Source organism: Salinirubellus litoreus, from assembly GCF_037335815.1.
GTDB lineage: Archaea > Halobacteriota > Halobacteria > Halobacteriales > Haloarculaceae > Salinirubellus > Salinirubellus litoreus.
In genome coordinates this window covers 697,894-721,897 of sequence record NZ_CP147841.1, presented here as the reverse complement: position 1 = coordinate 721,897, position 24,004 = coordinate 697,894, and the positions used below count along the sequence as shown (strand labels likewise).

General features: G+C 70.0%; 24 protein-coding genes and 1 pseudogene. 13 read left to right on the top strand and 12 right to left on the bottom strand.

From position 1 onward, the window contains the following. Window positions 1–164: 164 nt before the first annotated feature. The 4 genes from WDJ58_RS03605 to pstB are packed head-to-tail and all read left to right on the top strand — an operon-like array spanning window position 165 to window position 4,841. On the top strand, window positions 165–1,247 hold the full coding sequence (locus tag WDJ58_RS03605) for a PstS family phosphate ABC transporter substrate-binding protein (RefSeq protein WP_338916257.1): 1,083 nt from the start codon (window positions 165–167) through the stop codon (window positions 1,245–1,247). Then, the gene (gene pstC, locus WDJ58_RS03600) at window positions 1,244–2,281 is read left to right on the top strand and encodes a phosphate ABC transporter permease subunit PstC (protein ID WP_338916256.1); all 1,038 of its coding nucleotides are present in this window, start codon (window positions 1,244–1,246) and stop codon (window positions 2,279–2,281) included. Before WDJ58_RS03605 ends, pstC begins: the two co-directional genes overlap by 4 nt. Further along, the gene (gene pstA, locus WDJ58_RS03595) at window positions 2,278–3,900 is read left to right on the top strand and encodes a phosphate ABC transporter permease PstA (protein ID WP_338916255.1); all 1,623 of its coding nucleotides are present in this window, start codon (window positions 2,278–2,280) and stop codon (window positions 3,898–3,900) included. Before pstC ends, pstA begins: the two co-directional genes overlap by 4 nt. 26 nt (window positions 3,901–3,926) lie before the next feature. Further along, on the top strand, window positions 3,927–4,841 hold the full coding sequence (gene pstB, locus WDJ58_RS03590; RefSeq protein ID WP_338917811.1) for a phosphate ABC transporter ATP-binding protein PstB: 915 nt from the start codon (window positions 3,927–3,929) through the stop codon (window positions 4,839–4,841). A 155-nt stretch (window positions 4,842–4,996) separates the two neighbouring features. On the opposite strand, the gene WDJ58_RS03585 is transcribed toward pstB, so the two are convergent. Next, on the bottom strand, window positions 4,997–5,815 hold the full coding sequence (locus WDJ58_RS03585; protein ID WP_338916254.1) for an alpha/beta fold hydrolase: 819 nt from the start codon (window positions 5,813–5,815) through the stop codon (window positions 4,997–4,999). 124 nt (window positions 5,816–5,939) lie between these two features. Between WDJ58_RS03585 and WDJ58_RS03580 the strand changes: the two genes are divergently transcribed. Then, window positions 5,940–6,275 carry a cupin domain-containing protein gene (locus WDJ58_RS03580; RefSeq protein ID WP_338916253.1) on the top strand — a complete coding sequence of 112 codons (336 nt, stop codon included), beginning with the start codon at window positions 5,940–5,942 and terminating at the stop codon, window positions 6,273–6,275. Window positions 6,276–6,339: 64 nt separating this feature from the next. After that, the gene (locus WDJ58_RS03575; protein WP_338916252.1) at window positions 6,340–6,771 is read left to right on the top strand and encodes a universal stress protein; all 432 of its coding nucleotides are present in this window, start codon (window positions 6,340–6,342) and stop codon (window positions 6,769–6,771) included. A gap of 35 nt (window positions 6,772–6,806) precedes the next feature. On the opposite strand, the gene thrC is transcribed toward WDJ58_RS03575, so the two are convergent. Further along, window positions 6,807–8,060 carry a threonine synthase gene (gene thrC / locus WDJ58_RS03570; RefSeq protein WP_338916251.1) on the bottom strand — a complete coding sequence of 418 codons (1,254 nt, stop codon included), beginning with the start codon at window positions 8,058–8,060 and terminating at the stop codon, window positions 6,807–6,809. A 111-nt stretch (window positions 8,061–8,171) separates the two neighbouring features. Between thrC and WDJ58_RS03565 the strand changes: the two are divergent. Both WDJ58_RS03565 and arsN2 read left to right on the top strand, forming a co-directional pair. Beyond that, window positions 8,172–9,230, top strand: a pseudogene (locus tag WDJ58_RS03565) (M24 family metallopeptidase); the annotation flags it as partial. Window positions 9,231–9,573: 343 nt separating this feature from the next. Beyond that, a complete protein-coding gene (arsN2, locus tag WDJ58_RS03560; protein WP_338916249.1) occupies window positions 9,574–10,017 on the top strand; it encodes an arsenic resistance N-acetyltransferase ArsN2 in 444 nt (147 codons plus the stop codon). A 50-nt stretch (window positions 10,018–10,067) separates the two neighbouring features. Here arsN2 and WDJ58_RS03555 read toward each other — a convergent pair whose 3' ends face one another. After that, window positions 10,068–11,294 (bottom strand): inorganic phosphate transporter, encoded by a 1,227-nt coding sequence (locus WDJ58_RS03555; RefSeq protein ID WP_338916248.1) that lies wholly within the window; start codon window positions 11,292–11,294, stop codon window positions 10,068–10,070. Beyond that, window positions 11,291–11,530 carry a hypothetical protein gene (locus tag WDJ58_RS03550; RefSeq protein ID WP_338916247.1) on the bottom strand — a complete coding sequence of 80 codons (240 nt, stop codon included), beginning with the start codon at window positions 11,528–11,530 and terminating at the stop codon, window positions 11,291–11,293. The genes WDJ58_RS03555 and WDJ58_RS03550 overlap by 4 nt, the downstream gene beginning before the upstream one ends. Window positions 11,531–11,663: 133 nt before the next feature. Between WDJ58_RS03550 and WDJ58_RS03545 the strand changes: the two genes are divergently transcribed. Beyond that, the gene (locus WDJ58_RS03545; RefSeq protein WP_338916246.1) at window positions 11,664–13,052 is read left to right on the top strand and encodes a PQQ-dependent sugar dehydrogenase; all 1,389 of its coding nucleotides are present in this window, start codon (window positions 11,664–11,666) and stop codon (window positions 13,050–13,052) included. 141 nt (window positions 13,053–13,193) lie between these two features. On the opposite strand, the gene WDJ58_RS03540 is transcribed toward WDJ58_RS03545, so the two are convergent. After that, a complete protein-coding gene (locus WDJ58_RS03540) occupies window positions 13,194–13,400 on the bottom strand; it encodes a cold-shock protein (protein ID WP_338916245.1) in 207 nt (68 codons plus the stop codon). 259 nt (window positions 13,401–13,659) lie between these two features. Here WDJ58_RS03540 and WDJ58_RS03535 point away from each other — a divergent pair, with 259 nt between their 5' ends. After that, on the top strand, window positions 13,660–13,929 hold the full coding sequence (locus WDJ58_RS03535) for a DUF7571 family protein (RefSeq protein WP_338916244.1): 270 nt from the start codon (window positions 13,660–13,662) through the stop codon (window positions 13,927–13,929). A 183-nt stretch (window positions 13,930–14,112) separates the two neighbouring features. Here WDJ58_RS03535 and WDJ58_RS03530 read toward each other — a convergent pair whose 3' ends face one another. Then, complete coding sequence (locus WDJ58_RS03530) at window positions 14,113–14,565, bottom strand: peroxiredoxin (protein WP_338916243.1); 453 nt, start codon at window positions 14,563–14,565, stop codon at window positions 14,113–14,115. Between the two features lie 121 nt (window positions 14,566–14,686). On the opposite strand from WDJ58_RS03530, the gene WDJ58_RS03525 reads away from it, so the two are divergent. Continuing rightward, the gene (locus WDJ58_RS03525; RefSeq protein WP_338916242.1) at window positions 14,687–15,460 is read left to right on the top strand and encodes an enoyl-CoA hydratase/isomerase family protein; all 774 of its coding nucleotides are present in this window, start codon (window positions 14,687–14,689) and stop codon (window positions 15,458–15,460) included. 15 nt (window positions 15,461–15,475) lie between these two features. On the opposite strand, the gene WDJ58_RS03520 is transcribed toward WDJ58_RS03525, so the two are convergent. From WDJ58_RS03520 to WDJ58_RS03510, 3 genes are all read right to left on the bottom strand, one after another. Further along, window positions 15,476–16,660: a CaiB/BaiF CoA transferase family protein gene (locus WDJ58_RS03520; protein ID WP_338916241.1), complete on the bottom strand. Its 1,185-nt coding sequence runs from the start codon at window positions 16,658–16,660 to the stop codon at window positions 15,476–15,478. Between the two features lie 234 nt (window positions 16,661–16,894). Continuing rightward, window positions 16,895–18,121, bottom strand: a complete 1,227-nt coding sequence (locus WDJ58_RS03515; protein WP_338916239.1) for a CaiB/BaiF CoA transferase family protein — start codon at window positions 18,119–18,121, stop codon at window positions 16,895–16,897. 55 nt (window positions 18,122–18,176) lie between these two features. Beyond that, entirely contained in the window at window positions 18,177–19,685 is a 1,509-nt protein-coding gene (locus tag WDJ58_RS03510) for an amidase (protein ID WP_338916238.1), read from the bottom strand. 498 nt (window positions 19,686–20,183) lie between these two features. Between WDJ58_RS03510 and WDJ58_RS03505 the strand changes: the two genes are divergently transcribed. Beyond that, entirely contained in the window at window positions 20,184–21,335 is a 1,152-nt protein-coding gene (locus WDJ58_RS03505) for an MFS transporter (protein ID WP_338917810.1), read from the top strand. A 116-nt stretch (window positions 21,336–21,451) separates the two neighbouring features. Here the strand turns inward: WDJ58_RS03505 and WDJ58_RS03500 are convergent, their stop codons facing one another. From WDJ58_RS03500 to WDJ58_RS03490, 3 genes are read right to left on the bottom strand one after another with little or no spacing between them, the layout of a single operon-like run. Next, window positions 21,452–21,883: an acyl-CoA thioesterase gene (locus tag WDJ58_RS03500; protein WP_338916237.1), complete on the bottom strand. Its 432-nt coding sequence runs from the start codon at window positions 21,881–21,883 to the stop codon at window positions 21,452–21,454. After that, window positions 21,880–22,005, bottom strand: coding sequence for a hypothetical protein (locus WDJ58_RS03495; protein WP_338916236.1), 126 nt, complete (start codon window positions 22,003–22,005; stop codon window positions 21,880–21,882). Before WDJ58_RS03495 ends, WDJ58_RS03500 begins: the two co-directional genes overlap by 4 nt. 49 nt (window positions 22,006–22,054) lie before the next feature. Continuing rightward, window positions 22,055–23,008: an AEC family transporter gene (locus WDJ58_RS03490; RefSeq protein ID WP_338916235.1), complete on the bottom strand. Its 954-nt coding sequence runs from the start codon at window positions 23,006–23,008 to the stop codon at window positions 22,055–22,057. A gap of 156 nt (window positions 23,009–23,164) precedes the next feature. On the opposite strand from WDJ58_RS03490, the gene WDJ58_RS03485 reads away from it, so the two are divergent. Continuing rightward, window positions 23,165–23,965, top strand: coding sequence for a helix-turn-helix transcriptional regulator (locus WDJ58_RS03485; protein WP_338916234.1), 801 nt, complete (start codon window positions 23,165–23,167; stop codon window positions 23,963–23,965). The last annotated feature ends 39 nt before the right edge of the window (window positions 23,966–24,004 follow it).

The window sequence follows — 24,004 nt, the reverse complement described above, 5'->3', positions numbered from 1 at the left end:
GCCGTCGGGTGCCCGGGGCAATACGGGGTCCCCGTCCCGACGGCCCGATCCTGTCAATAGTTTCCACGGTCGCTCCCTGACACCGGGGAGCGAACCCGTGAGAACATTTCCCAATATAGGTGTCATAGTCGAGTATTTATTTCTCACGAGGGGAGTAGCCGGTGATGCCGGATCGCTCCGTCAGTCGCCGAGCGGTTCTCGTGGGGGTAGCTGGAACTGCCGCTTCGCTCGCGGGTTGTGTCAGTACGAGTCCACAGCCGCCCGGGGCCAGCGCCGCCACGTCCGGCTCCGGCGATGGCGGGACCGCCGAGGTCCTCAAGCTCGGGGGATCCTCGACGGTCTACCCAATCACCAACCGCGGTGGGTCGTTCTGGAACTCGAACCCGCCGCCGTCCGACGGGGAGTACTGGGGCCCCGAGGAGTACGGCATACAGACCGACGAGCGGCTAGCGGACTACTTCGCCGGCAAGTATGGGTTCGAGGCCACCGGCGGCGAGTCGCCGCCGTTCACGGTCAGCGTCGGTCTGAGCCACTCCGGGACCGGGCTGGAGAAACTCCGCGAGCACCAGGTCGACATCGCCAACGCCTCGGCCCCGGTCGACGCGGAGTTCCCGGACATGGACGAGTCGACGCTGGGGATGTACACCGACCACGTCGTCGGCGTCGACGCCCAGCCGATCGTGGTCAGCCGGGAGGTCTACGACGCCGGCGTCACGGAGCTCACGGCCGAGCAGGTGCGCGGGATCTACCAGGGGGAGATCACTTCCTGGACGGAGATCCCGTCCTACGAGGGTCCCGAGCGGGAGATCCAGGCCGTGGGCCGGTCGGTCGGCTCCGGGACGGACACGGCGTTCCGGTCGAACCTGCTGGGCGGCCCCAACGCGGAGATGCCCGGCGTCGACATCCGCAGGGGTCAGAACCAGCAGGTCAAGGCCACGGTCACCCGGTCGGACAACGCCCTCGCGTACATGGCGCTGGCCTTCGTCGACCAGGAGGAGGCCCCCGCCATCGCGCTGGAGTTCGAGGGGACGACGTACGTCCCCGGGGAGAACCTCTCCGATCCCGGTTACCCGCTCGCGCGTGACCTGCACTGCTACACCTGGGACGGGACCTCGGCGAAGGAGGCCCCGTTCCTCCACATGCTCGTCAGCGACTTCGGCCAGCAGAACTTCGTCGCGTACGCCGGCTACTCGAAACTGACGCAGGAGCGCCAGGAGAACCAGCTCGCGAAACTCCAGCAGTCATGAGTACCGCTCGCCTCGACCGGATCCGGGACGCCGATCGCGGGCTGAAGCTCGTCGGCGGCGTCGGTGGCGTCGCCATCGCCGTCGCGCTGCTCGCGTTCCTCGCCGCCCCGGGACTGACGCTCTACCCGCTGCTGGTCTTCGTCGGGGTCGTGGTCGTCGGGTGGTTCGTCTACCAGGAGTCGACCGCCCGGTTCCTGATGTGGCTGACGACGGTCTCGACGGTCGTCATCCTCGGGCTCATCACGGTCTACCTGATCCTCCGTTCGCTCCCGGCGTTCTCCGCGCTCGGCCTCGATATGTTCACGGGTACCGAGTTCGGGCCGGAGGGCTACTCCCTGGTCCCCATGATCTGGGGGACGCTGCTGACGACGGCTATCGCGATGGCCATCGCGGGGCCGCTCGGCGTCGCCGGCGCGGTCTTCCTCGCGGAGATCGCCCCCGGCTGGCTGCGCGAACTCCTCAAGCCCGCCGTCGAAGTGCTGGCGGGGGTCCCCTCCATCGTCTACGGCTTCCTCGGGCTCGTCGTCCTGAGCCAGTACCTGTTCGACGAGTTCGACATGCCCGTCTACGGGAGCCTGCTCGCGGTCGGGCTCGTGGTCGGCGTGATGGCGCTCCCGACGGTCATCTCCGTGGCCGAGGACGCCATCACCAGCGTTCCCGATCCGATGAAGGACGGCGCGCTCGCGCTCGGCGCGACGGACTGGCAGACGATAAAGAGCGTCACCCTCCCCGCCTCGTTCTCGGGGGTCTCGGCGGCCGTCATCCTCGGCGTCGGCCGGGCGGTGGGCGAGACGATGGCCGCGACGGTGATCCTCGCCAACATCGCGGAACTGCCCGATCCGCTCTACGACGTCTTCGGCAACACCATCACCCTGACGAGCCTCATCGCCAGCCAGTACGGCAACGCGAGCGGCCTCCAGATGGCCGCCCTGTTCGCCGCCGGCGTGGTGCTGTTCGTGACGGTGATGTGTCTGAGCGTCGGGTCGCGGTACGTCGAGGTCCACATGGAGCGCAAGCTCGGGGGGCGACAGTGAGCACCGACACGCGCGGGCTGGTCGCCGCGGAGTCGTCGACGGCGGAGCTGCTCTCGGGCGGGCTGGTCGCCCTGTCGCTACTGCTCGTCGCGGGCGGCCTGGTCGGGCTACTCGATCTGGTCCCGATGACGGCGACCGTCGGGGGACTGGCGTTCGCGACGCTCCAGGGGGCCGGCCTCGCCCTGCTCGGGCTCGGCGTCCTCGGAGTCGGTATCGCCTCCCGGACCGGACTCGTCGAGTCACAGCCGAGCCGGAGCGCCGGACTGCTGGCCGGCGGCGCGTTCGCGCTCGTCGGGCTGGTCGTCGGCGGGCTGGTCGGCGCGTTCGCGCTCGGACTGTCGACGCTGTGGCCGGTCGCCGCGCTGCTCGTCGGGGCGACCGCCGGGGCGGTGACGGTCCTCCCCCGGGAGGACCTCGGGAGTACGGTCGTCCCGGCGCTGACCGCGGTCGTCGCCGGGCTCGTGGTCGTGACGGGAGTCGTCGAGCCGGGCTGGTCGTGGCAGATGGGTGACCTCTCCGCCACCCTCCACGGCGACGTGGCGGTTCCCTTGGTGACGGTCGTCGCCGGCCTCCTCGCGGCCTGGACCGCGGCGAAGGCCTACGGCGGCTTCGGTAGCCGCGGGCGTCAGCTGGGCGCGTGGCTCCTCGTCGGTGCGAACGCGGCCTGGATGGTCGCCCTGCTGGTGGGGCTGGTCGCGTTCGTGACGATACGGGGGTTCGAACCGATGACCCGGGGGATCCGCTACGGCCTGTTCGTCCAGCCGTGGACGTGGTTCTACTTCCCGCCGATCGAGGAGTACGTCATCATCGAGGCCCCCGTCGTCTGGTTCTACTGGCCGTTCGTGATGGAGGGGGTCGCGCTCACGAACGAACTCAACGGCGTCCTGCCCGCGATCGTGGGGACGTTCTGGCTCGTCGCCGGCGCGGTGACGTTCGCGGTGCCGCTCGGGGTCGGCGCGGCGGTCTTCCTCACCGAGTACGCCGAGCAGGGCCGGTTCACCGGCCTCGTGGAGGTCTCGACGAACGGGCTCTGGTCGACGCCGAGCATCGTCTACGGCCTGTTCGGGCTGGCGTTCCTCGTCCCCCGGCTCGGGAACACCACGTCCATCCTCTCGGGACAGCTCGTCCTCGGGTTCATGCTGCTCCCGCTGGTGGTAATCACCTCGCGCGAGGCACTCAAGAGCGTCCCCGACTCCTACCGGGACGCCTCGGCCGCGCTCGGGGTGAGCAAGTGGGAGACCATCAGGAGCGTCGTCCTCCCGGCCGCCCTGCCGGGCGTCATCACCGGGGTCATCCTCGGGGTGGGCCGGATCGCCGGCGAGACCGCCCCCATCCTGCTGGTGATGGTGTCGGATCCGTTTCCCAGCCAGGCGGCGCGGGTCGTTCGAGGATCGTTCCACTTCACGGGGTCGTTCCCGTTCGTGGCGGTGCCCACCGTCGATCTGGTGCAGTCCTCCTCGGCACTGCCCTACCAGCTGTACGCCATCATCTCCGCGGGGGTCGGCCAGCGGCCCGACTTCGCCTGGGGGACCGCCCTCGTGCTGCTGCTGGTCGTGCTGAGCTTCTACGCGGTCGGCATCGCGTCGCGGGTGTACTTCCGGAGGAAACTCGACCAATGAGCGAATCATCACTCACCGACAACGAGATGGAGACAGGAGAACCGGACGAGGACGTCCCCGGCATCGGGACGGGTTCCACGACGGCGACGACCGACGGCGAGACCGAGGAGGAGGTCCGCGAGGAGTGGACCCGCTACGAGTTCGACGGCGAACCGAAGATATCCGTCGAGGACCTCGACGTCTACTACGGCGACGACCACGCCATCCAGAGCGTCTCGATGGAGATCCCCGAGAAGAGCGTGACGGCGCTCATCGGGCCGTCGGGCTGTGGGAAGTCGACGTTCCTGCGGTGTCTCAACCGCATGAACGACCGGATCAAGTCGGCACGGATCGACGGCTCGGTGAAACTCGATGGCCAGGAGATCTATCAGGACAGTGTCGATCTGGTCGAACTCCGAAAGCGAGTGGGTATGGTGTTCCAGTCGCCGAACCCGTTCCCGAAGTCGATCCGTGACAACATCGCTTACGGGCCGCGCAAGCACGGCGACATCGAGAAGGGGCTGCTCGCGCGGCTGCTCGGCCGGAGCGACGAGGAGAAGGAACGCGAGCTCGTCGAGCGGTCGCTCCGACAGGCCGCGCTCTGGGACGAGGTGGAGGATCGGCTGGACGACAACGCGCTGGGGCTCTCTGGCGGCCAGCAGCAGCGGCTCTGTATCGCTCGCGCATTAGCGACCGATCCGGACGTGATCCTGATGGACGAGCCGGCCTCCGCACTCGATCCGATCGCGACCTCGAAGATCGAGGACCTCATCGACGAGCTCTCGAAGGAGTACACGGTCGTCGTCGTCACGCACAACATGCAGCAGGCGGCCCGCATCTCCGATCAGACCGCGGTCTTCCTGACGGGTGGGGTGCTGGTCGAGTACGACGACACGGACGCGATCTTCGAGAACCCCGAGAGCCAGCGGGTCGAGGACTACATCAGCGGCAAGTTCGGGTGAACGAGCCCGGGACCCGCCGACCGCTCCGCTACGCTGTCGATCTCCGCTGATCCGTGCGCGTGGAGTGGACACTCCAACGGATCACTCCTTCTCCGGCGCTATCGCTCTCGACGCCGGTGCATCGAGGTGTCAGCGCTCCCCCGGGTGGGGCACCGCTACACCTCCTCGACGAACTCCCGTAGCTCGCGGTTGAATCTCTCGGGTGCCTCCCAGAACGGCGAGTGGCCGGTGTCGGGGTACCAGGAGGTCTCGGCGGTGTCGATCAGGCCGGCGTGCTCCTCGGCCGCCGCGGGCAGGACGATCGTGTCCTCCTCTCCGTGCGTGAGCAGCGTCGGCACGTCGATCGCCCGGAGGTCGTCGTCGTGGGTCACCGTTCGGGAGTGGAGCCCCGTCCGGACGTACGGTGGGACCGCCGTGTTGAACCCGAGGAGGTAGTAGCGGTCGCGCGGGTCGAGGTCGCCGTGGACGCACCGCCCGACGAACGTGTCGAGCGTCTCGACGCTCTCCTCGGCGTCGGTGGACTCGAACCCCGGGACGAGTTCCGTGAAGTCCTCACCGATGACCGCCAGCGCGTCCTCGGTCCCGAGCTTCGAGATCGCGCCCACGTAGTTCAGCCCCGAGACGTGCCCGGTCCCGTACTCCGAGAGGTAGTCCGAGACGATCAGCCCGCCGTAGGACCACCCCACGAGCACCGGCTGGTCCAGATCGAGCGTCTCGATGACCGACTGGACGTCCTCGGCCCAGAGCGTCGAGTCGTCGTAGGCGTCGCGGGGCTTCCCCGAGTCGCCGTGGCCGCGGTCGTCCATCGCCACCAGCCGGAAGTCGTCGGCCAGGTCCGAGTGCATCTGCCGATCCCAGGAGAGCCGGGACTGGGTGTAGCCGTGGATGAACAGTATCGACTGCCCGTCGGCCTGGCCCGCTTCGTCCACGTGGAGGTCGATCCCGCCGCCGCCCGTGACGGTGTGGCTCTGCATGGTCCGAACGGCCGTGCTATCTATTGCCTGGGTTATACGTCTTCGGCTCGGGGAGATCGCCGGATCCGGGCGAGGGGCAACGGTGAGCGGAAGCTTCAGGCCGAACGCCGGTGTAGCCTATCGGATGGAGCCGACGAACGTCGATATCCTCCGCGAACGCCACCGGGGTTCGGGGGATCCGTACCTGGAGTTCCTCCGCGAGCCGTCGATGAGTGCGGGACTCTACCGGATCCCCGCGGGCGAACCGGACCGGCAGACGCCGCACGCCGAGGACGAGCTGTACGTCGTGACGGCGGGCCGGGGCCGGATCGAGATCGACGGGGAGACGTACCCGGTCGAACGCGGCGACGTCGTGTTCGTCGAGCGCGGCGTCGAACACCGGTTTCTCGACGTCGAGGAGGACCTAGAGACGCTGGTCATCTTCGCGCCCCCGGAGGGGAGTCTCGACGCGACGGGGTGAGAAGTCGACTCCTCGACCCCGGCCGACCGGCGGGATACTTGTGTTCCGGCCCCCGAGCGTCGGTATGGCCCCCGGACACGTTCTCGTCCCGCTCGACGGATCGCCGCTGTCCGACGAGGCGCTAGATCACGCCCTCGAGACGTTCGACTGCCGGGTGACGGTCCTGAACGTCGTGATGCCGCTCGACGCCTCGATGAGCGAGGGCGGGATCCTCGGAGCCGGTGAGGATCGGGTCGAGAACGCGCGCGAACGCGCCGAGGTGCTGGTCGATGGTGCCCGAGAGCGAGCCGCCGAGGTCGACCGCGACGTCGAGACGGCGGTCGAGACGGGCGATCCGGCCGAGGCCATCGTCGAGTTCGTCGAGTCGAGCGACGTCGATCACGTCGTCATGGGCGGGCACGGCGGCGATCGGAACGAACTCGCCCGGCGGTTCCTCGGGACGGTCGCCACGGCCGTCGTCGGCGAGGCACCCGTCACCGTGACGGTCGTCAGATAGTCGTCTCGCTTCGGTCGGGTGGCTCCGACAGGTGGTCAGACCCGGGTCCCGCCCGTCTCGTCGGGCTCGTACCGGCTCCGGACCGCCTCGATGTCCGGGGCGATGCTCGTCGCGTCCCCGGCCGCCGCCCGCGCGCTCTCGCTGTCCTTCAGGCCGAACCCGGTCACCGCGACGACGACCGTCTCGTCGGGCTCGATCACCCCCTCCGCGAGCGCCCGCTCGACCCCCGCGACCGGGGCCGCCCCCGCGGGTTCGGCGTAGATACCCTCGGTGCGGCCGAGTCGTGCCTCCGCGTCCAGTATCTCCTCGTCGGAGACGAGCACGGAGGTCCCGTCGCTCTCCTCCAACGCGCGACACGCCTTGACCGTGTTCCGGGGTCGGCCGACGGCGATGCTGTCGGCGACCGTCTCGGCCACCGCGTCGGCGTCCGCGTGGTCGTGGAAGGCGTCGTGTATCGCCGCCGCGCCCTCCGCCTGCACGCCCAGCATCCTCGGTACCTCCTCGACGTATCCGAGTTCGTGGAACTCGCGGAACCCCTTCCACGCGCCCGCGATGGTACAGCCGTCGCCCATCGAGAAGACGACCCAGTCGGGGACTTCCCGCCGGGTCTGTTCGGCGAGTTCGTGGCCCACCGTCCGCTTGCCCTCGACCTGGAACGGGTTGATCGCCGCGTTGCGGTTGTACCAGCCGTAGGACTCGGTGACCTCGACGCAGAGGTCGTACGCCTCGTCGTAGGTCCCCTCCACGGCGAGCACGTCGGCCCCGTAGACGAGCGGCTGGGCGAGCTTCTCCGGAGGGGCTTCCCCGGGCACGAAGATCCGGCAGTCGAGGCCACCGCGGGCCGAGTAGCCCGCGAGCGACGCCGCCGCGTTCCCCGTCGACGCACACGTGATGACGTCCCGTCCGGCGTGTCTCGCCTTCGTCACCGCGATGGAGCTCGCACGGTCCTTGAAACAGCCCGTCGGGTTCCGCCCGTCGTCCTTCACTAGCACGTCGACCCCGAGCGACTCGCTCAGGTTTGGGGCGTCGAACAGGTCCGTACCGCCCTCACCGAGGCTCACCACCTCGGCCTCCTCGTCGACCGGCAGGAACGCCTCGTACTTCCACTGGCTCCGGATGTTCCCATCGAGGTCGACGTCGAAGCTCTCCGCGATGACGTCGTAGTCGTAGACCACCTCGAGGATACCCGCCAGTCCGTCGTGTTCCGGGCAGGTGTAGACGACCTGCTCGGGATCGTACTCCGCGCCGCAGAGGGTACACGCGAGGGTCCGCACGTGGGGCATCGACATACTCGTAACCCGCCGTGGAGCCCCCATAAACGCGCCGGGACGAAGCTCGGACGCCCCGATTCGCGGGGGACCGCGTGGGTTTATCGGGCCGAGCGCCGAGGTGCGGACGTCATGAGCGGGCCTACCGTGTCGCTCGACTTCGAACACGATATCGACAGGAATGCTCGGCGCGAGCGGGCGCGCGATCGGATGGACGAGTCGGGCCTCGACGCGCTGTTGCTGACCGGCGGGCCGAACCTGTCGTACTTCGCCGAGGCGAGCGGGATGCTCGGTGCGGGGAGCGGCTCCCGGCCGATGTGCTACCTCCTCCCCCGCGAGGGCACGCCGACGCTGATCGTCCACGAGTTCCTCGCCGCCGGTATCGGCGACGAGGGCTGTGATCTCCGCACGTACGAGCGGCTCTCCTCGCTCCCCGTCGCCGAACTCCGCGAGGCGCTCGCGGAGGCGGGCGTCTCCGGGGGGCGAATCGGCGTCGAGTACGGCCCGGAGACGACGCTCTCGGTACCCTCGGGCGAGTTCGCCGCGTTCGCCGACCGCTCGGACGCGGCGTTCGTCGACGCACAGCCCCTCCTCGTCGACCTGCGTTCACGCAAGTCAACGGCGGAGATCGAACGGGTCGAACGGGCCTGTGCGGTGACCGCCGAGGCGTTCTCGCGCACCTTCGGGGACGTCTCGACCGGCATGACCGGCCGGGAGGTCGAGGTGTGCTTCCTCGGACACCTCCTCGACTGCGGCGGATCGGCACCCTGGGCGCTCGTCACGTGCGGCCCGCGGGAGTACGACCGGACCGCGAGCGGGGGTTCCGAGCGGGTCGTCGAGGAGGGCGCGATGGTCTGGATCGACGGCGGCTGTGCCGTCGACGGCTACTTCGCCGACTACAGCCGCGCGGGGGTCGTCGGGGGGCCGAGCGAGCGACAGCGCGAGGCGCAGGCGGCGGTCGAGCGAATCACGCGGGCGGCCGTCGACGCCGTCGAACCGGGTGCTCCGATGGCCGACGTCGCACGCGGGGCCGAGGCCGCCGTCGACGACCTCGACCTGCCGGTGACGGCGCGTCTCTCCCGGCTGGCCGGGCGCGTGGGCCACTCGCTGGGCCGGCAGGTGACCGAACTGCCGAGCTTCGGTACCGATACGGCCCGGACGTTCGAGCCCGGGATGGTCCTCACGGTCGAGCCCGCGTTCGCCACGGCGTACGGGACGTTCCACGTCGAGGTGAACATCGCCGTCACCGAACGGGGAACGCGAACGCTCTCGACGAGTCCGGGGAGCCTGCGGACCATCGAGCCGTGATCGGGTGGCTCCCCCACCTCCATAGTCACACGTTCACGAACGATCGGGAAAGGCCACTGCTTCGGGTGGAGATTCCGTTCTCCCGTCGTCACATCCCTGCAGAGTGACTCCATTGAGGGACGTTCACAAACGGGATGGAAAGGCCACCGTTTCGACTGGAGATCCCGTCGGGTGGTCCCCCGGGATCCCGGAAAAGGTATTACCGGGACCGGGCCGTCGCGGTGGTATGGGCGGTGCAACCATCACCCTCGAGAGGGCCGACGTGGACGCGCTCGCCTACGTCGAGGTGCTGCTGGAGGAGAACGACCTGCCGTCGGCGGACGTCCGCTCGAAACCGGAGTGCTTCTACGTCGCACGCGAGGGTGACGAGCGAGTCGGCGTCGGCGGTGTCGAGGTCTACGGGTCCGACGGGCTCCTGCGCTCGGTGGCTGTCGAGCGGTCGGTGCGGGGGGAGGGGATCGGCACGGCCCTCTGTGATCGGCTGGAGGCGGTCGCCGGGGAGGACGGTGTGGGGACGCTCTACCTGCTCACGACGACCGCGCGCGAGTTCTTCGCCGACCGCGGGTACGCCGAGGTAGAACGAACCGAGCCCCCGGAGGCGATACGGGCAACGACCGAGTTCGCCGACCTCTGTCCGTCGACGGCCGCCTGCATGCGGAAACGGCTGTAAGTCGGGTTGGTGCCCGGCGTCGGTCGGTGGGCGGTTCGGAGTCTACCGGGCTACGCGCCGAGCGCGAGCGCGAACGCCCGGTAGAGGCCGAACCCGATGGCGACCGACGTCACGAGCGTGATGATCCAGAACGCGAGGGTGACGGTGATCTTCCGCCGCGAGACTCCGGCGGAGCCGCCGGCGAGCCCGCCACCGATCACCCCCGAGATGATGATGTTGTTGAACGAGATGGGGATGCCGAGCGCGATGGCGGTCTGGGCGATGACGAACCCGGGGACGAGCGCGGCGATAGATCGCCGAATCCCGAGCTGGGCGTACTCCCGCGAGGTGGCCTGGAGGAGCCGCGGCGCGCCCATCCAGGCCCCCGCGAGGATGCCCGTCGCGCCCACGGCGAGCAGGACGAGCGACGGGAGCCCGAGTTCGACCCGGTAGAGGTTCTCGAGCGGTCCCGTGGCGAGTCCGACCTGGCTCCCCCCACTGGAGAAGGCGACGAGGCTCCCCAGGAGGACGAGGAACGTCCTGACGCCGCGGTCGACGGACTGCTGGGTCCGGCGGCGGATGAACTGGAAGCCCCCGGCCGCGGCGAGCAGCGTCACGGCGACGACGGCGAGGTCGACGCTCGCGACGGTCGGCGCGTCGACGAACCCCGCGAGGTAGCCGGCGATAGAGCCCTGCTCGCCGCCCGAGGGGTCGGGGATGATCGCCAGCCGGACGTTCGCGACGATCGCGCCAACGAGCGCCGCCAGCAGCGGTATCCCGACCGTCTCGGGGATGTCGTCCCGCCGGAGGATCGTCGCGGTGAGATACGCGAGCCCCCCGGAGACGGGCGGGACGAGGACCCAGAACGTCGCGATACGCCGGTAGGTGTCGATCGCGGGGTCGCCGCCGAGCGAGAGGCCGACGCCGACCATCGCGCCGGTGGTGGCGAACGCCGCCGGGACCGGGTAGCCGGTGTAGACGCCGAACGCCATGAACGCGGTCGCGGTGAGCAGGCCCGCCGTGGCCGCGAGCGACGTGATGGCGACGCCGTCGATGAGCCCCGCGCCGACGGTCTCGGAGATGGCACCTCCCTGCGTGAGCGCCCCGAGCGCGGCGAGGATGCCGATGAGGAACGCGGCCCGCATCGTCGAGATGGCGTTCGCGCCGATGGCGGGCGCGAACGGCGGGGAGTTGCTGTTGGCTCCGAGCGCCCACGCCGTGACGAGCCCGGTGACCGTCGCCAGCACCACGAGCGCCCAGAACCCGACCCCCGTGACCGCTGCGGCGAGGCCCGTCACCGCCGCAGTAGCACCCCGGTCCGGCCGAGCGGTCCGCCCGCCCCGTCCCCGTCCTGCGCGAGAGTGTCGGTCACGCCGTCACCCCTGGCGACCGTCGCTCCGATCGGGGCTCCGCGCGGCTCGTCCGTCCGCTCCCGGTGCGCTGCCGCCACTCCGAGCTGTTCCCGTGCCTCGGTGCCGTGTCTCGGGCTCTCGATGGCTACCGTCACCAGTCCGTCCCCCGGAGTCGTGGGCATCGTCGTCAGTTCTCGTTCCCCTGATAAAAGTTCTCGCCGCGATTCCCGGTTCCCCCCGGGTTCCTCGTTCCGATTCCCCACGGCTACGTGCCGGAGAAGGGACGTATTTCAGTGCCGGGCCCGTTCGCCGCACATGGATTGGACCTCCACGCGACGGGACCTCCTCCGACTGACGGCGGCCGGGGCCGCGACGGGGCTGGCCGGCTGCTCGACGACGAACCCGAACAGCGGGGCGGATCCCGACTCCCCCACCGGGGGGGCGACGTCCACGCCAGCGGGGACGCCGACGGCCACCGAGGCGGGAACCGAGACGCGCACGCCGGCCGCCGGGTCACCCCCGGAAGCGGTCGGTCTCGAGACGCTTGCGACCGGCCTGGAACAGCCGCTGGCCATGGCGTTCGCCCCCGACGCCGACCGTCGGTACGTCGTCGAACGGCGGGGTGTCGTCTACGTCCACGGGCCCGACGGTCTCCGCGACAGCCCGTTCCTCGATATGCGCGACGCGGTCGTGACCGGCGGCGAGCGGGGACTGCTGGGTCTCGCCCTCCACCCCGACTTCGCCGAGAACCGGCGGCTGTACGTCCGCTACAGCGCCCGGAACCGCGAGGGGACCCCCGACAACTACAGCCACACGTTCGTCCTCTCCGAGTTCGAGGCGACCGCCGACGGCCTGGGCGTCGACCGGGACTCCGAGCGGCCCCTCCTCGAGATCCCCGAGCCGCAGGGTAACCACAACGCCGGCGACCTGGCGTTCGGTCCCGACGGCTACCTCTACGTCGCCGTCGGCGACGGCGGGTCCGGCGGGGACCAGGGGATGGGACACGTCTCCGACTGGTACGACGCCCTCGAGGGCGGGAACGCACAGGACGTGACCGAGAACCTCCTGGGCAGTATCCTCCGCATCGACGTCGACGGCGGGCGGGACGGCGAGAGGGGGTACGCGATCCCCGAGGACAACCCCCTCGTCGGGAGCGACGGCCTCGACGAACACTACGCCTGGGGGCTCCGGAACCCCTGGCGGATGGCCTTCGACGGCGAGGACCTCTACGTCGGCGACGTCGGGCAGAGCGGGTACGAGGAGGTCGACCTCGTCACCCACGGAGGGAACTACGGGTGGAACGTCAAGGAGGGGACCCACTGTTACAGCGCGGAGAACTGTCCGGACTCGACCCCCTCGGACGTCCGCGGCGGCGAGCCGTTGATCGACCCAGTCGTCGAGTACCCCCACTCCGGCGACGGCGTCAGCGGTATCTCGGTCATCGGCGGCAACGTCTACCGCGGGTCCGCGATCCCGTCACTGGTCGGGCGGTACGTCTTCGGCGACTGGGGGGCTGGCGGGCGGCTGTTCGTCGCCACGCCCTCCGACGATGAGGGCCTCTGGGAGACGAGCGTCGTGCAGGTGAACCCGGGGGGGACGCTCCAGCGACTCCTCGCGTTCGGCCGCGACGCGGACGGCGAGATGTACGTGCTCGGCTCCGGCTCCGACGGTGGCGGGCTCCACCGGATCGTCCCCGCCGAGTAGTCAGGACGATCGAGCGCCTCACAGGGCCACTGGGACTCGTCCCTCAAGGACGTCGGAGAGGTGTTCTCGACCGCCACGGCGCTCGATAGTGTGAAAGAAACGGGATCGCCGTCCGTCGCTACGAGCGACGGGCGGGTGCCGTTATTTGCGGACGACGTTCGACGCGCGGGGTCCCTTCGGGGAGGACTCGATGTCGAACTCGACCTCCTGACCCTCCTCGAGGTCCGGGCCGCCGACGTCCTCCATGTGGAAGAACACGTCCTCGTCGTCGTCGACCGCGTCGTCGTCGGTCGAGATGAAACCGTAGCCGCCAGTGTCGTTGAAGAAATCAACTTTACCGTGTGCCATTACGAACGAACAGAGTCCCGAGTCGGGCATAACCCTTCCGAGGGTCGAGGTACCACGGCTCCCCGTGACGCTCGGGGTTCCGATAGCGCGAGCGATCCCATCCACGGCGGGTCGACGTTCGAGAGCCGTCCAGGGATCCGCCTCCGGGAGATCGAACCGGGAACCGCGGACACGCAGGCGAACGCGGTCGTCCCGACGACGCGCGGGTTCTCGAACGCGGGTATATATACGGGGGTCACATGGTGTGACGTGCATCGTCATGAAACCGTGCCACTGCTGTCAGGCGGTCATCGACGAGTACATCCTGGACAAACAGCTCGAACCCCTGCGTGACCTCACCGTCGACGACTTCAACGTCTGTGCGGACTGCGCGACCGTCGTCGCGGACGCATGCGTGGAGTGCGGCGGCGCGGTGTACGTCCCCCGGAGCGAATCCGTCACCCCCGACTACTGCCCGGCGTGTCGGGCGGACCTCATCGACCGCACCGGGCACGACCCCGGCTGGAACCGCGGGTCCGTCTCTACCTGAACGACGACTCGCTCCTCTCACGCCGTTTCGACTGGAAACCCCTCGAACGGATGCACGAACGAGAGGGGTGGCCCACCGGCGGACTACCGGGCCCATAGGGTGGCCGCGCTCGTCGCCCGTGTCGGTACCGGCTGATCCTTCGAGTTCGGCCCGTTCGATCCCCCCTCGGTCAGGACCGTTCAGTCAGTCGCCCGCGAGGTACTCCCCGCGGACGTCGTCCAGCACTTCGCGGGCGTGGCCCGAGGGATCGGAGGGTTCGGGATCGTACACCCGGACGACCTCGCCGTCCGCGAGGACGAACGTCCGGCGGTCGGTGTACCCCTCGCTGGTGTCCATCCCGAACGCCTCGGCGACCTCCCCCTCCGGATCGGCGAGCAGTTCGAACTCGACGCCCTCCTCCTCGGCGAAGTCCGCGTGGCTCTCGACGTCGTCGAGCGAGACGCCGTAGACCGTGACGCCCGACTCGCGGTAGTCGGGGAGCGCGTCCTGGAAGTCGTTCGCCTCGATGGTGCACCCGCCGGTGAAGTCCTTGGGGTAGAAGTAGACGACGGTGGGGTCCTCGAACGCCGGCATGACGGTCTCGCCGTGCTGGTTCTCCGCGCTGATCTCCGGTGCCGGATCGCCCGGTTCGAGCATGGTCGGGGGTTCGAGCGCCCGGGACAAACCGGTTTGGATCCCGGCCGACCGCCGCGGGCCCACCGGCGCGTGCGGCCGCGACTGACGGAGGGTTTAGGTCCTCCCCCGCAGAGCCGCGGGCATGGGAACCATCCGCTCGGAGGAGGACGGACGGGTCGTGACGGTCACCATCGAGAACGAGGGCAAGCGCAACGCGGTCGACTTCGAGATGGTCGAGGGGCTGGCGGAGACGTTCGAGGGGCTCGAGGCCCGCGACGAACTCCTCGTCCCCGTCCTGCGCGGGGCCGGCGAGAAGGCGTTCAGCGCCGGGTTCGACCTCTCGGTCGACCGGAGCGACCAGACGGAAGAGCAGAAGGGGCTCTGGTCGCGGATGCTCGACGCCATCGAGGGGTACAGCTACCCCGTCCTCGCGATGATCAACGGTGACACGTACGGGGGCGCGGTGGCCATCGCCGCCTCCTGTGACCTCAGGGTCGGCGTCGAGGACGCGCGGTTCGGTATCACCCCTGCGAGGATCGGACTGGTCTACGGCGGCCGGCCGGTCAGCCGGATCATGGATCTGATCGGCCCGGCGAAGACCCGCGAGATGCTGTTCACCGCGGAGCCCATCGACGCCGCCCACGCCGCCGAGGTGGGCTTTCTCAACTACGCCGTCCCGCGGGGGGACCTCGACGAGCGCACGTACGGAATGGCCGAGACGATCGCGAGCAACGCGCCGTTCTCGCTGCGGGGGATGAAGGAGATACTCCACGCCATCGAGGCGAAGGGGGAGCTCTCGGAGGCCGAACTGGAGTGGGTCCAGCGGCTCCGCGATCAGGCGTTCGCGAGCGAGGACCACGCCGAGGGGAAGGCGGCCTTCGACGAGGGGCGCGAACCCCAGTTCCAGGACCGCTGAGCGAGCACGGGGGAGTCATTCCACCGCGCCCGACTCGCGGAGACGGACGCGCTCCTCGGGCGGGACCCCCAGGCGTTCGAGCACCTCGTCGGTGTGCTCGCCGAGCCCCGGGGGGCCGCGCTCGAACACCGTCTCGGACTCCGAGAAGTGCAGCGGGAACCCCCTGCACAGCACCTCGCCGAGGTCGGGGTCGTCGTACCGGAGGACGCTCCCTCGTTCGAGCGCCTGCGGGTGCTCGACGACGTCGCTCACGCGGTTCAGCGGCCCGCAGGGGATGCCGAGGTCGTCGAAGCGATCGACCCACTCCTCGGTGGTGTGTTCCCGGAGGAGCGGTCGCATGACGGCCATCACCTCGTCGTAGTGGTCGCGGCGGGCCTTCGCCGAGTCGTACTCCGCGAGCGACTCGTCCTCGAGCACCTCCGCGACGAACATCGTCCAGCGGGACCCGGGGACGAACACCGCGAGGTGTCCATCCGCGGTCTCGAACAGTTCGTAGGGGACGCCCGTCTGGTGGCGGGTACCGTTCGGCGTCGGGTCCTCGCCGGTGATCCCGTACTCGGTCAGGTACTCCTCCATGTAGGAGACGATGGTCCCGAACAGATCCGTCTCGAACTTCTGTCCCCGCCCCGTGGCGTCGCGGTGCCGGAGCGCCGAGAGGATTCCGACGGTCGCGTACAGCCCCGCGCCGATGTCGCCGATGGCCTGGCCGACCTTCACCGGCGGTCCACCCTCGGGCCCGGTGACCGACATGATGCCGCCCTCGGCCTGCATCACGAGGTCGACGCCCTTCTTGTGCTTGAACGGCCCCGTCTCGCCGTACCCCTTGATGGAGGCGTAGACCAGTCCGGGGTTGACCTCCTCGATGAGGTAGTCGAAGCCCAGCCCGAGGCGGTCCATCACGCCCGGCGCGAAGTTCTCGACGAGGACGTCGGCCTCGGCGATGAAGTCCTCGGCGAGCTGTCGACCGTCCTCGTTCTTGAGGTCGATCACGACGCTCTTCTTGTTCCGGTGCCGGGAGATGAACTCGAACCCCATCCCGCCCTGCTGTGGGTGGCCGTCCCGGTTGGGGTCGCCCCCGCCCGGCCGCTCCACTTTGACTACCTCCGCGCCGAGTTCGCCCAGGAGTTCCGTACACCAGGGCCCCGCGCGGGCGTGAGTGAAGTCGACGACGACGATATCGGACAGCGGCGCGCCTGTCATGGCTACCCGTGCGCCGTGTGGTACCTAAAACCATCGTGCGGCGGCTTCGGGGCGTCGGATGGGTCCCCGAACACCGCATCCGCTCACACCACGGACTCCGCGAATCGTGGCGTCGGGGTAGCGCGGAGCGGAGTCGTTCGAGGGGCGCCGCGGGCGTCTCTCGTGACGACGAAGCGTCCCGGCGGGACGTTTCGAACCACTCCGCGGACCGTGCGAGCGAGCCTCCGGCGCTCGTCAGTCGTCGTCCGCTTCGGCTCCGGCTTCCGCTTCGTACGACCCGGCTTCGGCGAGTTCGTCCAACCGATCCTCGTCGTAGCCGAGTTCGGCGAACACCTCACGGGTGTGCTCGCCGAGCTTCGGTGGGGGGCTCCGGAACCCGCTCTCCGCTCCCCGGAAGTTCAGCGGGTGTTCGATGACCGGGATGGTCGTCCCGTCGCGCTCGAACTCTCCCATTACCCCCCGGGCCTCGGTCTGCTCGTTGTCGAGCGCCTCCGCGACCCCCTGGACCGGGGCGGCCGGGACGCCCGCCTCGACGAGCGCGTCCATCCACTCGTCGGTCGTCCGCTCCGAGAGGGTCGACTCGATCTCGCGTTCGAGCGCGTCCATGTTCTCGACGCGGTCGGCGTTCTCCTCGAACCGCTCGTCATCGGGGAGGTCCTCCCGACCGATGGCCGCACAGAACCCCCGCCAGAGCTTCGGGTTGAGCGCCGCGACGTTGATGTAGCCGTCGCCGGTCTCGAACGTCTGGTAGGGCGCGAGCACGGGGTCCCGGGTGCCCATCCGCTTCGTCTCCTCGCCGGCGAACGTCTTGCCGGCCTGCTTGGTCAGCCAGGGGAGCGCAGAGTCGAGCATCCCGAGTTCGACGTACTCGCCCTCGCCGGTGTGTTCGCGCCGGCGGAGCGAACAGACGATACCGAACGCGGCCCACATCGCCGTGATGAGGTCCGTCTGGGGGAGCCCCACCTTCGCCGGGTCGCCCCCCTCCGCGCCGGTGACGTCCATGATCCCCGAGAGCCCCTGGACGAGCAGGTCGTAGCCCGGACGCTCGCGCCACGGCCCCGTCTCGCCGAACGCCGAGATCGAGCAGTAGATCAGGTCCTCGCGGCGCTCGGTCATGGTCTCGTAGTCGACGCCGAGGCGCTCGGCGGTCCCCGGCCGGAAGTTCTGGAGGAACACGTCCGCCTCGCTCACGAGGTCGTAGAGCGCCTCGAGCCCCTCCTCGCTCTTCAGGTCGAGTTCGACCGAGCGCTTGTCGTAGTTGACCGTCCAGTAGTACGGCGACTCGCCGTCGATGAACGGCGGCCCCGAGTGGCGGATGTCGTCGCCGGCCTCCGGGCGCTCGACCTTGATGACGTCGGCACCCTGGTTGGCGAGCATCAGTGAGCAGAACCCGCCCGTCACGAACGTCGAGAGGTCGACCACCGTGACGTCGTCGAGGACGTATCCGTCTGGTGTCGGCATACCTCACCGAACGGCCGCTGAGCGATAAAACGGTTCTCCCTCGCGGAACCGGAAGCTACCCGAGCTCGCCGAACCCCTCCGGTGGGTGTCGGTGCCCGGTCGCCCGCTCGTAGGCGTACGCCAGTTCGAGGAGCCGGGGCTCGGCGAACTCCCGGCCCAGGAGCTCGACCCCCACCGGGAGGCCCTCGTCGGTGTAGCCGGCGGGGACGACGACGGCGGGCAGACCCGTGTGCGCGGCGAGCTCACACCGGAGTTCCGCGAACGGCTGGTGGTCGGGGATCTCGACGGGCGGGACCGCCGACGGCGGGTAGAGCAGCGCGTCGAGGTCCGCCTCGACCATCCGGCGCTCGGTGTCCTCGCGCAACTGCCGCCGTCGGTCGAGCCGCCGGAGATACCCCACGTTCTCGTCCAGGCGGTCGTAGTCGGTCTCGAGTATCTCGCTCTCGCGGATCCGGTCGGCCACCGCGTCGGCGACCGTCCCCGACTCGACGATCGCCGCGAGCGAGTCGTACGGCGGGTCCGGTAGCTCGGCGAGGTACCGATCGAAGTCCCGCGCGAACTCGTACTGGAGGACCCGCGCCGACTCCAGGATCTCCAGATCCTCGACCTCGACGGGGTCGACCACCGTCGCGCCCGCCGCTCGCATCTCCTCGACCGCGCCGTCGACGACCGTCGTCACCGCCTCGGCGGCCGACTCGGGCGCGCTCTCCTCGTCCGCGAGCCCGAAGAACGACCGCACGACGCCGATACGTGCCCCCTCCAGCCCGTCCGCGTCGAGGTGCGAGACGTACCCGTCCTCGGGGACCTCCCCGACGCCCCGGGCCGTGACGGGGTCCGCAGGATCGTAGCCGGCCATCGCGTCGAGCATCCGCGCGGCGTCGGCGACGGTGCGCGTGATCGGCCCCGCGGTGTCCTGGGTCTCGCTCAGCGGGACGATCCCGTCGCGGCTGAGGAGCCCTCTCGTTGGACGGACCCCGACGAGCGCGTTGAACGCGGGCGGGGATCGCACCGACGAGCAGGTGTCCGAACCCGTCCCGATCGTCCCGAGGTTGGCGGCGATGGCCGCCGCGGTCCCGCCGCTCGACCCCGAGGGGCGGTGATCGAGCGAGTAGGCGTTCCTCGTCTCCCCACCCAGCGAGCTGATGGTGTCGACGCCGAACGCGAACTCCTGGAGGTTCGCCTTCGCCAGTATCACCGCGCCCGCCTCGCGGAGCCGTTCGACGACGAACGCGTCGTCTGCGGGGACCGACTCGGCCAGCGCAACACACCCCGCCGTCGTCGGCATGTCGGCCGTGTCCTTGTTGTCCTTCAGAACCACCGGAACACCGTGTAGCGGGCCGACGAGCCCCTCCTCCGCGAACGTCTCGTCGAGTTCGCGCGCCCGCTCGCTGGCGTCGGGGTTGACCGTCAGTATCGAGTTCAGGTCGTCGTCGTGGGCCTCGATGCGGTCGAGGTAGCGTTCCACGAGCGCCTCCGCGGTGAGCGCCCCCGCGTCGAAGCCGGTGTGTATCTCCTCGACGGTCGCCTCGAGGAGGTCGAATCGGTCCGCGTCGGTCGCATCCATGTGGCCCGAACCGATGCCACCCACTTAAACGGTGGCCGCCGCGGGGTCCCGGGGAGTCCGGGGGGAACGCGGAGCTACGCCGAGTCGTCGGAGACGGCGTTCTCGGGGCCGACGGGGCCGTGATCGGGGCAGACGCCGACGATGGGCTCGCGGGCCGTTCCTCCCCGCTCGCTTGTCGAGGGCTCGGTCGCGTCTCCCTGCGCCCTCGCTCGTCGCGTTGAGACAGCAGGTCCGCCGCGGGCTGGCGACGAGGCCGACCACGAGCCGCGACCCGCAGCGACGACACCGGTGCTCCTCTCCGGTCACGGCCGAGACGAGGGGGTCGAACGTGGTAAACTTCCCGCCGCTTGCCCTGGCCACATCGTCGTCCGAACCGTGTGACGGCGCGGCCGCAGCGCGACAGGTTGATACCCCGGGCGGGTGAGCCTCCCCGTCGTGTCGGAACAGGAGTCCGTTGGCACCGACCCCGGGGGAGGCAGCGAGCGCGCGAAGCTCGGCCTGCTGGCCGGCGGGGCGGTGATGACCACCTCGCTCGGGGCGTACGAACTCGCGCCCGCGAGCGTCACGCCGCTGATCCGCGAGTCGCTCGGGATCGGCCCCTCGGCGGCGGGGCTCGTCGTGGGCGTGATGTTCGGGACCGCGGTCGTGACGAGCCTCCCCGTGGGCGTGGTCCTCGACCGGACGAACTCGCGTCACGCGACGGCGGCCGCCGTCGGGATGCTCGTGCTCGCGGGCGTCTGGGGCTGGTGGGCCGCCTCGGCGGGGGCGTTCCTCTCGCTGCTCGCCTCTCGCGTCCTGGGCGGGATCGCCTACACGGTGGTCTGGAACGCCGGCATCGACGTGGTGGGCCGGGCGTTCGAAGCCGACCGGCAGGCGACCGCCGTCGCGGTGTTCACCGCGAGCGGACCCATCGGGTTCGCCGTCGGACAGGGTGCCGCGCCGCTCATCGCGGGGGCGTTCGGATGGCCGGCGGTCTTCCCCGTCTTCGCCACCAGTTCCGTCCTCGGATTCGCGCTGTTCTGGCCGACGAGCCGCGGCCGCGGCCGGGTACACGGGGCCGACCCGCCCACCCGCGAGGAGCTCCGGTCGGTCGTCACGAACCGGACGGTGTGGCTCGTCGGTGGCATCGCCTTCCTCGCCTACTCGGTGTTCCTGTTCGTCAACAGCTGGGCACCCTCCTACCTCACCGAGGAGCTGTCGCTGTCGCTCGCGCTCGGCGGGCTGCTGACGGCGCTGTTCCCCGCGGTCGGCGTGCTCTCCCGTGTCTCGGGCGGGCTCGTCTCCGACCGGCTGCTCGGCGGTCGCCGCCGGCCGGTCCTCCTCTGGTCGTTCCTCGTGGCGACGCCGGCCGTCGCGGGGTTCGCCGCGCTCCGGACCGTACCGGTGCTCGTCGGCGCGCTCCTGGTCGCGGGCTTCGCCATCCAGCTCGGCCTCGGCCTCGTGTTCGCCTACGTCAGAGAACTCGTCGACCCGGGGGTCGCCGCCACCGCCGTCGCGTTCCTGACGAGCCTCGGCCTCGCCGGGGCGTTCCTGGCTCCCATCGCCGGCGGCGCGCTCGTCGGCGCAGCGGGGTACGGCACCGCGTTCGCCGTCGCCGGCGGTCTCGGCCTGCTCGGCGCGATCCTCTCGTGGTTCGCTCCCGAGCCGTAGCCACGGCTCGCCGTCGGAGTCCCCGGAGAAGCCGTCCCGACCGCTCGCCATTCTTCCCTCGTATAGACTACTTGTCGCGGGAAGAACTTAAAGAACGACCGTACCCACCGGCTGGCTCACGTCCCGTCCATCGCGTCGGTGCTCCCGCTCCCCTCCTCCTCGTAGGGCGTGGCCCGCTCGCGCCACTCCTCGGGGAGTCGCTCGGGCCGTCCGTCCTCGCCGAGGTAGACCGACACCGTGCGTGCCGTGGCGACGACCTCGCCCTCGTCGGTCAGTTCGTACTCGATGCCGAGGCTCGTCCCGCCCACCTCCACGGGGCCGAGCTCGATCTCGACTACTCGATCCGGTTCGACCGGGGCGCGGTAGTCGACCTCCAGCGTCCGTACGACGGTCGGAGCGTCGACCAGCGGGGTCCCGAGCACGTCCGCGTAGAAGCGACCCTTCGCCTGCTCGACGTACGCGGCGTAGACGACGTGGTTGACGTGCCGACGGGGATCGAGATCGCGGTACTGGACTTCGATGTCGTGGGTGTACGTCCGGTGGCTCACGCGCCGAGGGAGGCGGCGGGCGGGTTTGAATCCAGCCCTCCCCGCTCCCGGAAGCGGATCACCGACGACTCGTAGGGATCATCGTAGCCAGCCGAGAGATTCGACCGTTCGACGTGGGTCACGGGGCACGATTCTCGGCGGGAAATCTACGAACTACGACGACGATCCCTCTCAGAACACGACCCCGGCTTCGAGCCCCGCCAGGACCAGGGTGAGCACGGCCACGCTCGCCACGGTGGTCGTGAAGACGACCGTGCTCAGGTACTCGGGGGCGGTGAACCCGTCCACCGTAGCGCCGTCGGCGTACTCGATCGTGAGCGCGAGAGGGATGACCGCCGCGGGGGTCGCGCACTCGAGGACGAACACGCGGGCGACGGTGGGGTCCTCGAACCCGAGCGCAAGCGCGAGCCCCACGCCGACCAGCGGCGCGGCCCCGAGTTTCAACAGCGAGGGCGTCACCGAACGGGTGACGGCGGTCACGTCTGTGTCGGCGAGCTGGAGCCCGAGGATGAGGAGCATCACCGGGATCGAGGCGTCGCCGACGAGACGGACGGTCTCCATCGCCGCGTTGCCGGCGGGCGGGACCCACCCCATCGCGCGGACGACGACCGCGGCGAGGACGGCGTACAGCAGCGGGAGCCTGAATATCTCGCCGAACGCCTCGCGGACGCCACGATCGGTGCCGCGTGAGGCGACGTACACCCCGAGCGTGTAGACGAGGAGGTTCTGGATGGTGAGGTAGAGGACGGCGGTCGCCCGCCCGGTCTCGCCGAACGCGAACTCCGAGAGGGGAATGCCGACGAACCCGGAGTTGGGGAACGCCGCCGCGAGCATCAGCGCGCCGAGCAGCGGCCCGGACTCACCCGTGAGTCGGCCGACGGCCCACGCGAGACCGAGCATCGCCAGCGCGTAGCCGACCACGCCGACCCCGAGTTTCAGCACCTCGCCGCCGCCCAGCGAGGTGGTCGCGATGCTGTGGAACGCCAGCGCCGGGACCAGCACGTACAGCCCGGCGGTGTTGAGCGGCCCGACGTCGACGTCGGTCCCTCGCCCGAGGACGTACCCGACGACCGACACGGCGAGTATCGGCCCGACGGCGTTCGTGAACGCGGCGGTCAGCCCCATCACCCTTTCTGGTACCTGGAGCTACGAGTATGCTCTCAGAAAGGGATTCACGGGGAGCAGACTCCTCGGGACGCCCACGGCGTTCGCGGCGTGAAACCGTTTCGCGGGATGAGGGTGGGACGAAACCGACTTGCCCGTCCGCCCGCCAGCGGGGGTATGGGCGACCCCGACCCCCTCGAAGAGGTCGAGTTCCTGGCCCGGTCGGCCAACCGGATCGAGGTGCTCTCGACGCTCTCGGCGGGGGCGTACACGCGACGCGAGCTCGGTGAGGCGGTCGACGCCTCACAGCCGACGCTCGGGCGGATCCTCCGGGATCTCGGGGACCGCAACTGGGTCGCTTACGACGGCGAGCGCTACCGCGCGACCGCGACCGGCCGGCTCGTCGAGGCGGGGATCACCGACCTCCGCGACCGGCTCGAAGCGGAGGGTCGTCTGCGCGAGGTCGCCGAGTGGCTCCCCGACGAGGCGCTCGACGTCGACCTCCGCCACCTCCGGGACGCGACCGTCACGACCCCGACGGCGACGCGACCGAACGCCCCCATCCGCCGGATGCTCGAACTCCTCGGCGAAACCGACCGCGCTCACCTCCTCTCGCACGCGTTCAACGAGGGGAAGCTCGACCTCGTCTGCGAGCGGACGGCGGATGGAACCCTCACGACGCGAGGAGTGTTCTCCGAGGTGGCCATCGAGTCGGTCGAGGCCGACCCCTCGCTCCGGGAACGACTCGCGGAGATACTCGCGGCGGAGAACGCGGAGATACGCGTCACCGAGGAGGCGGTCCCGCTCGCCGTGGAGGTGACCGACGAACGGACCCACCTCCTGCTCCGCGACACGGAGGGCATCGTCCGGGCCTCGGTCGACACCGACGACCCCACGGTGAGGGAGTGGGCGCTCTCGCTCCACGATCGGTACTGGGAGTCCGCGACGCCGCTCGACGCGAGCGACCTCGGCGGCTGAGGGGCGGGTGGCCGCGACGAAACCCGAAGCCGGAGCGGA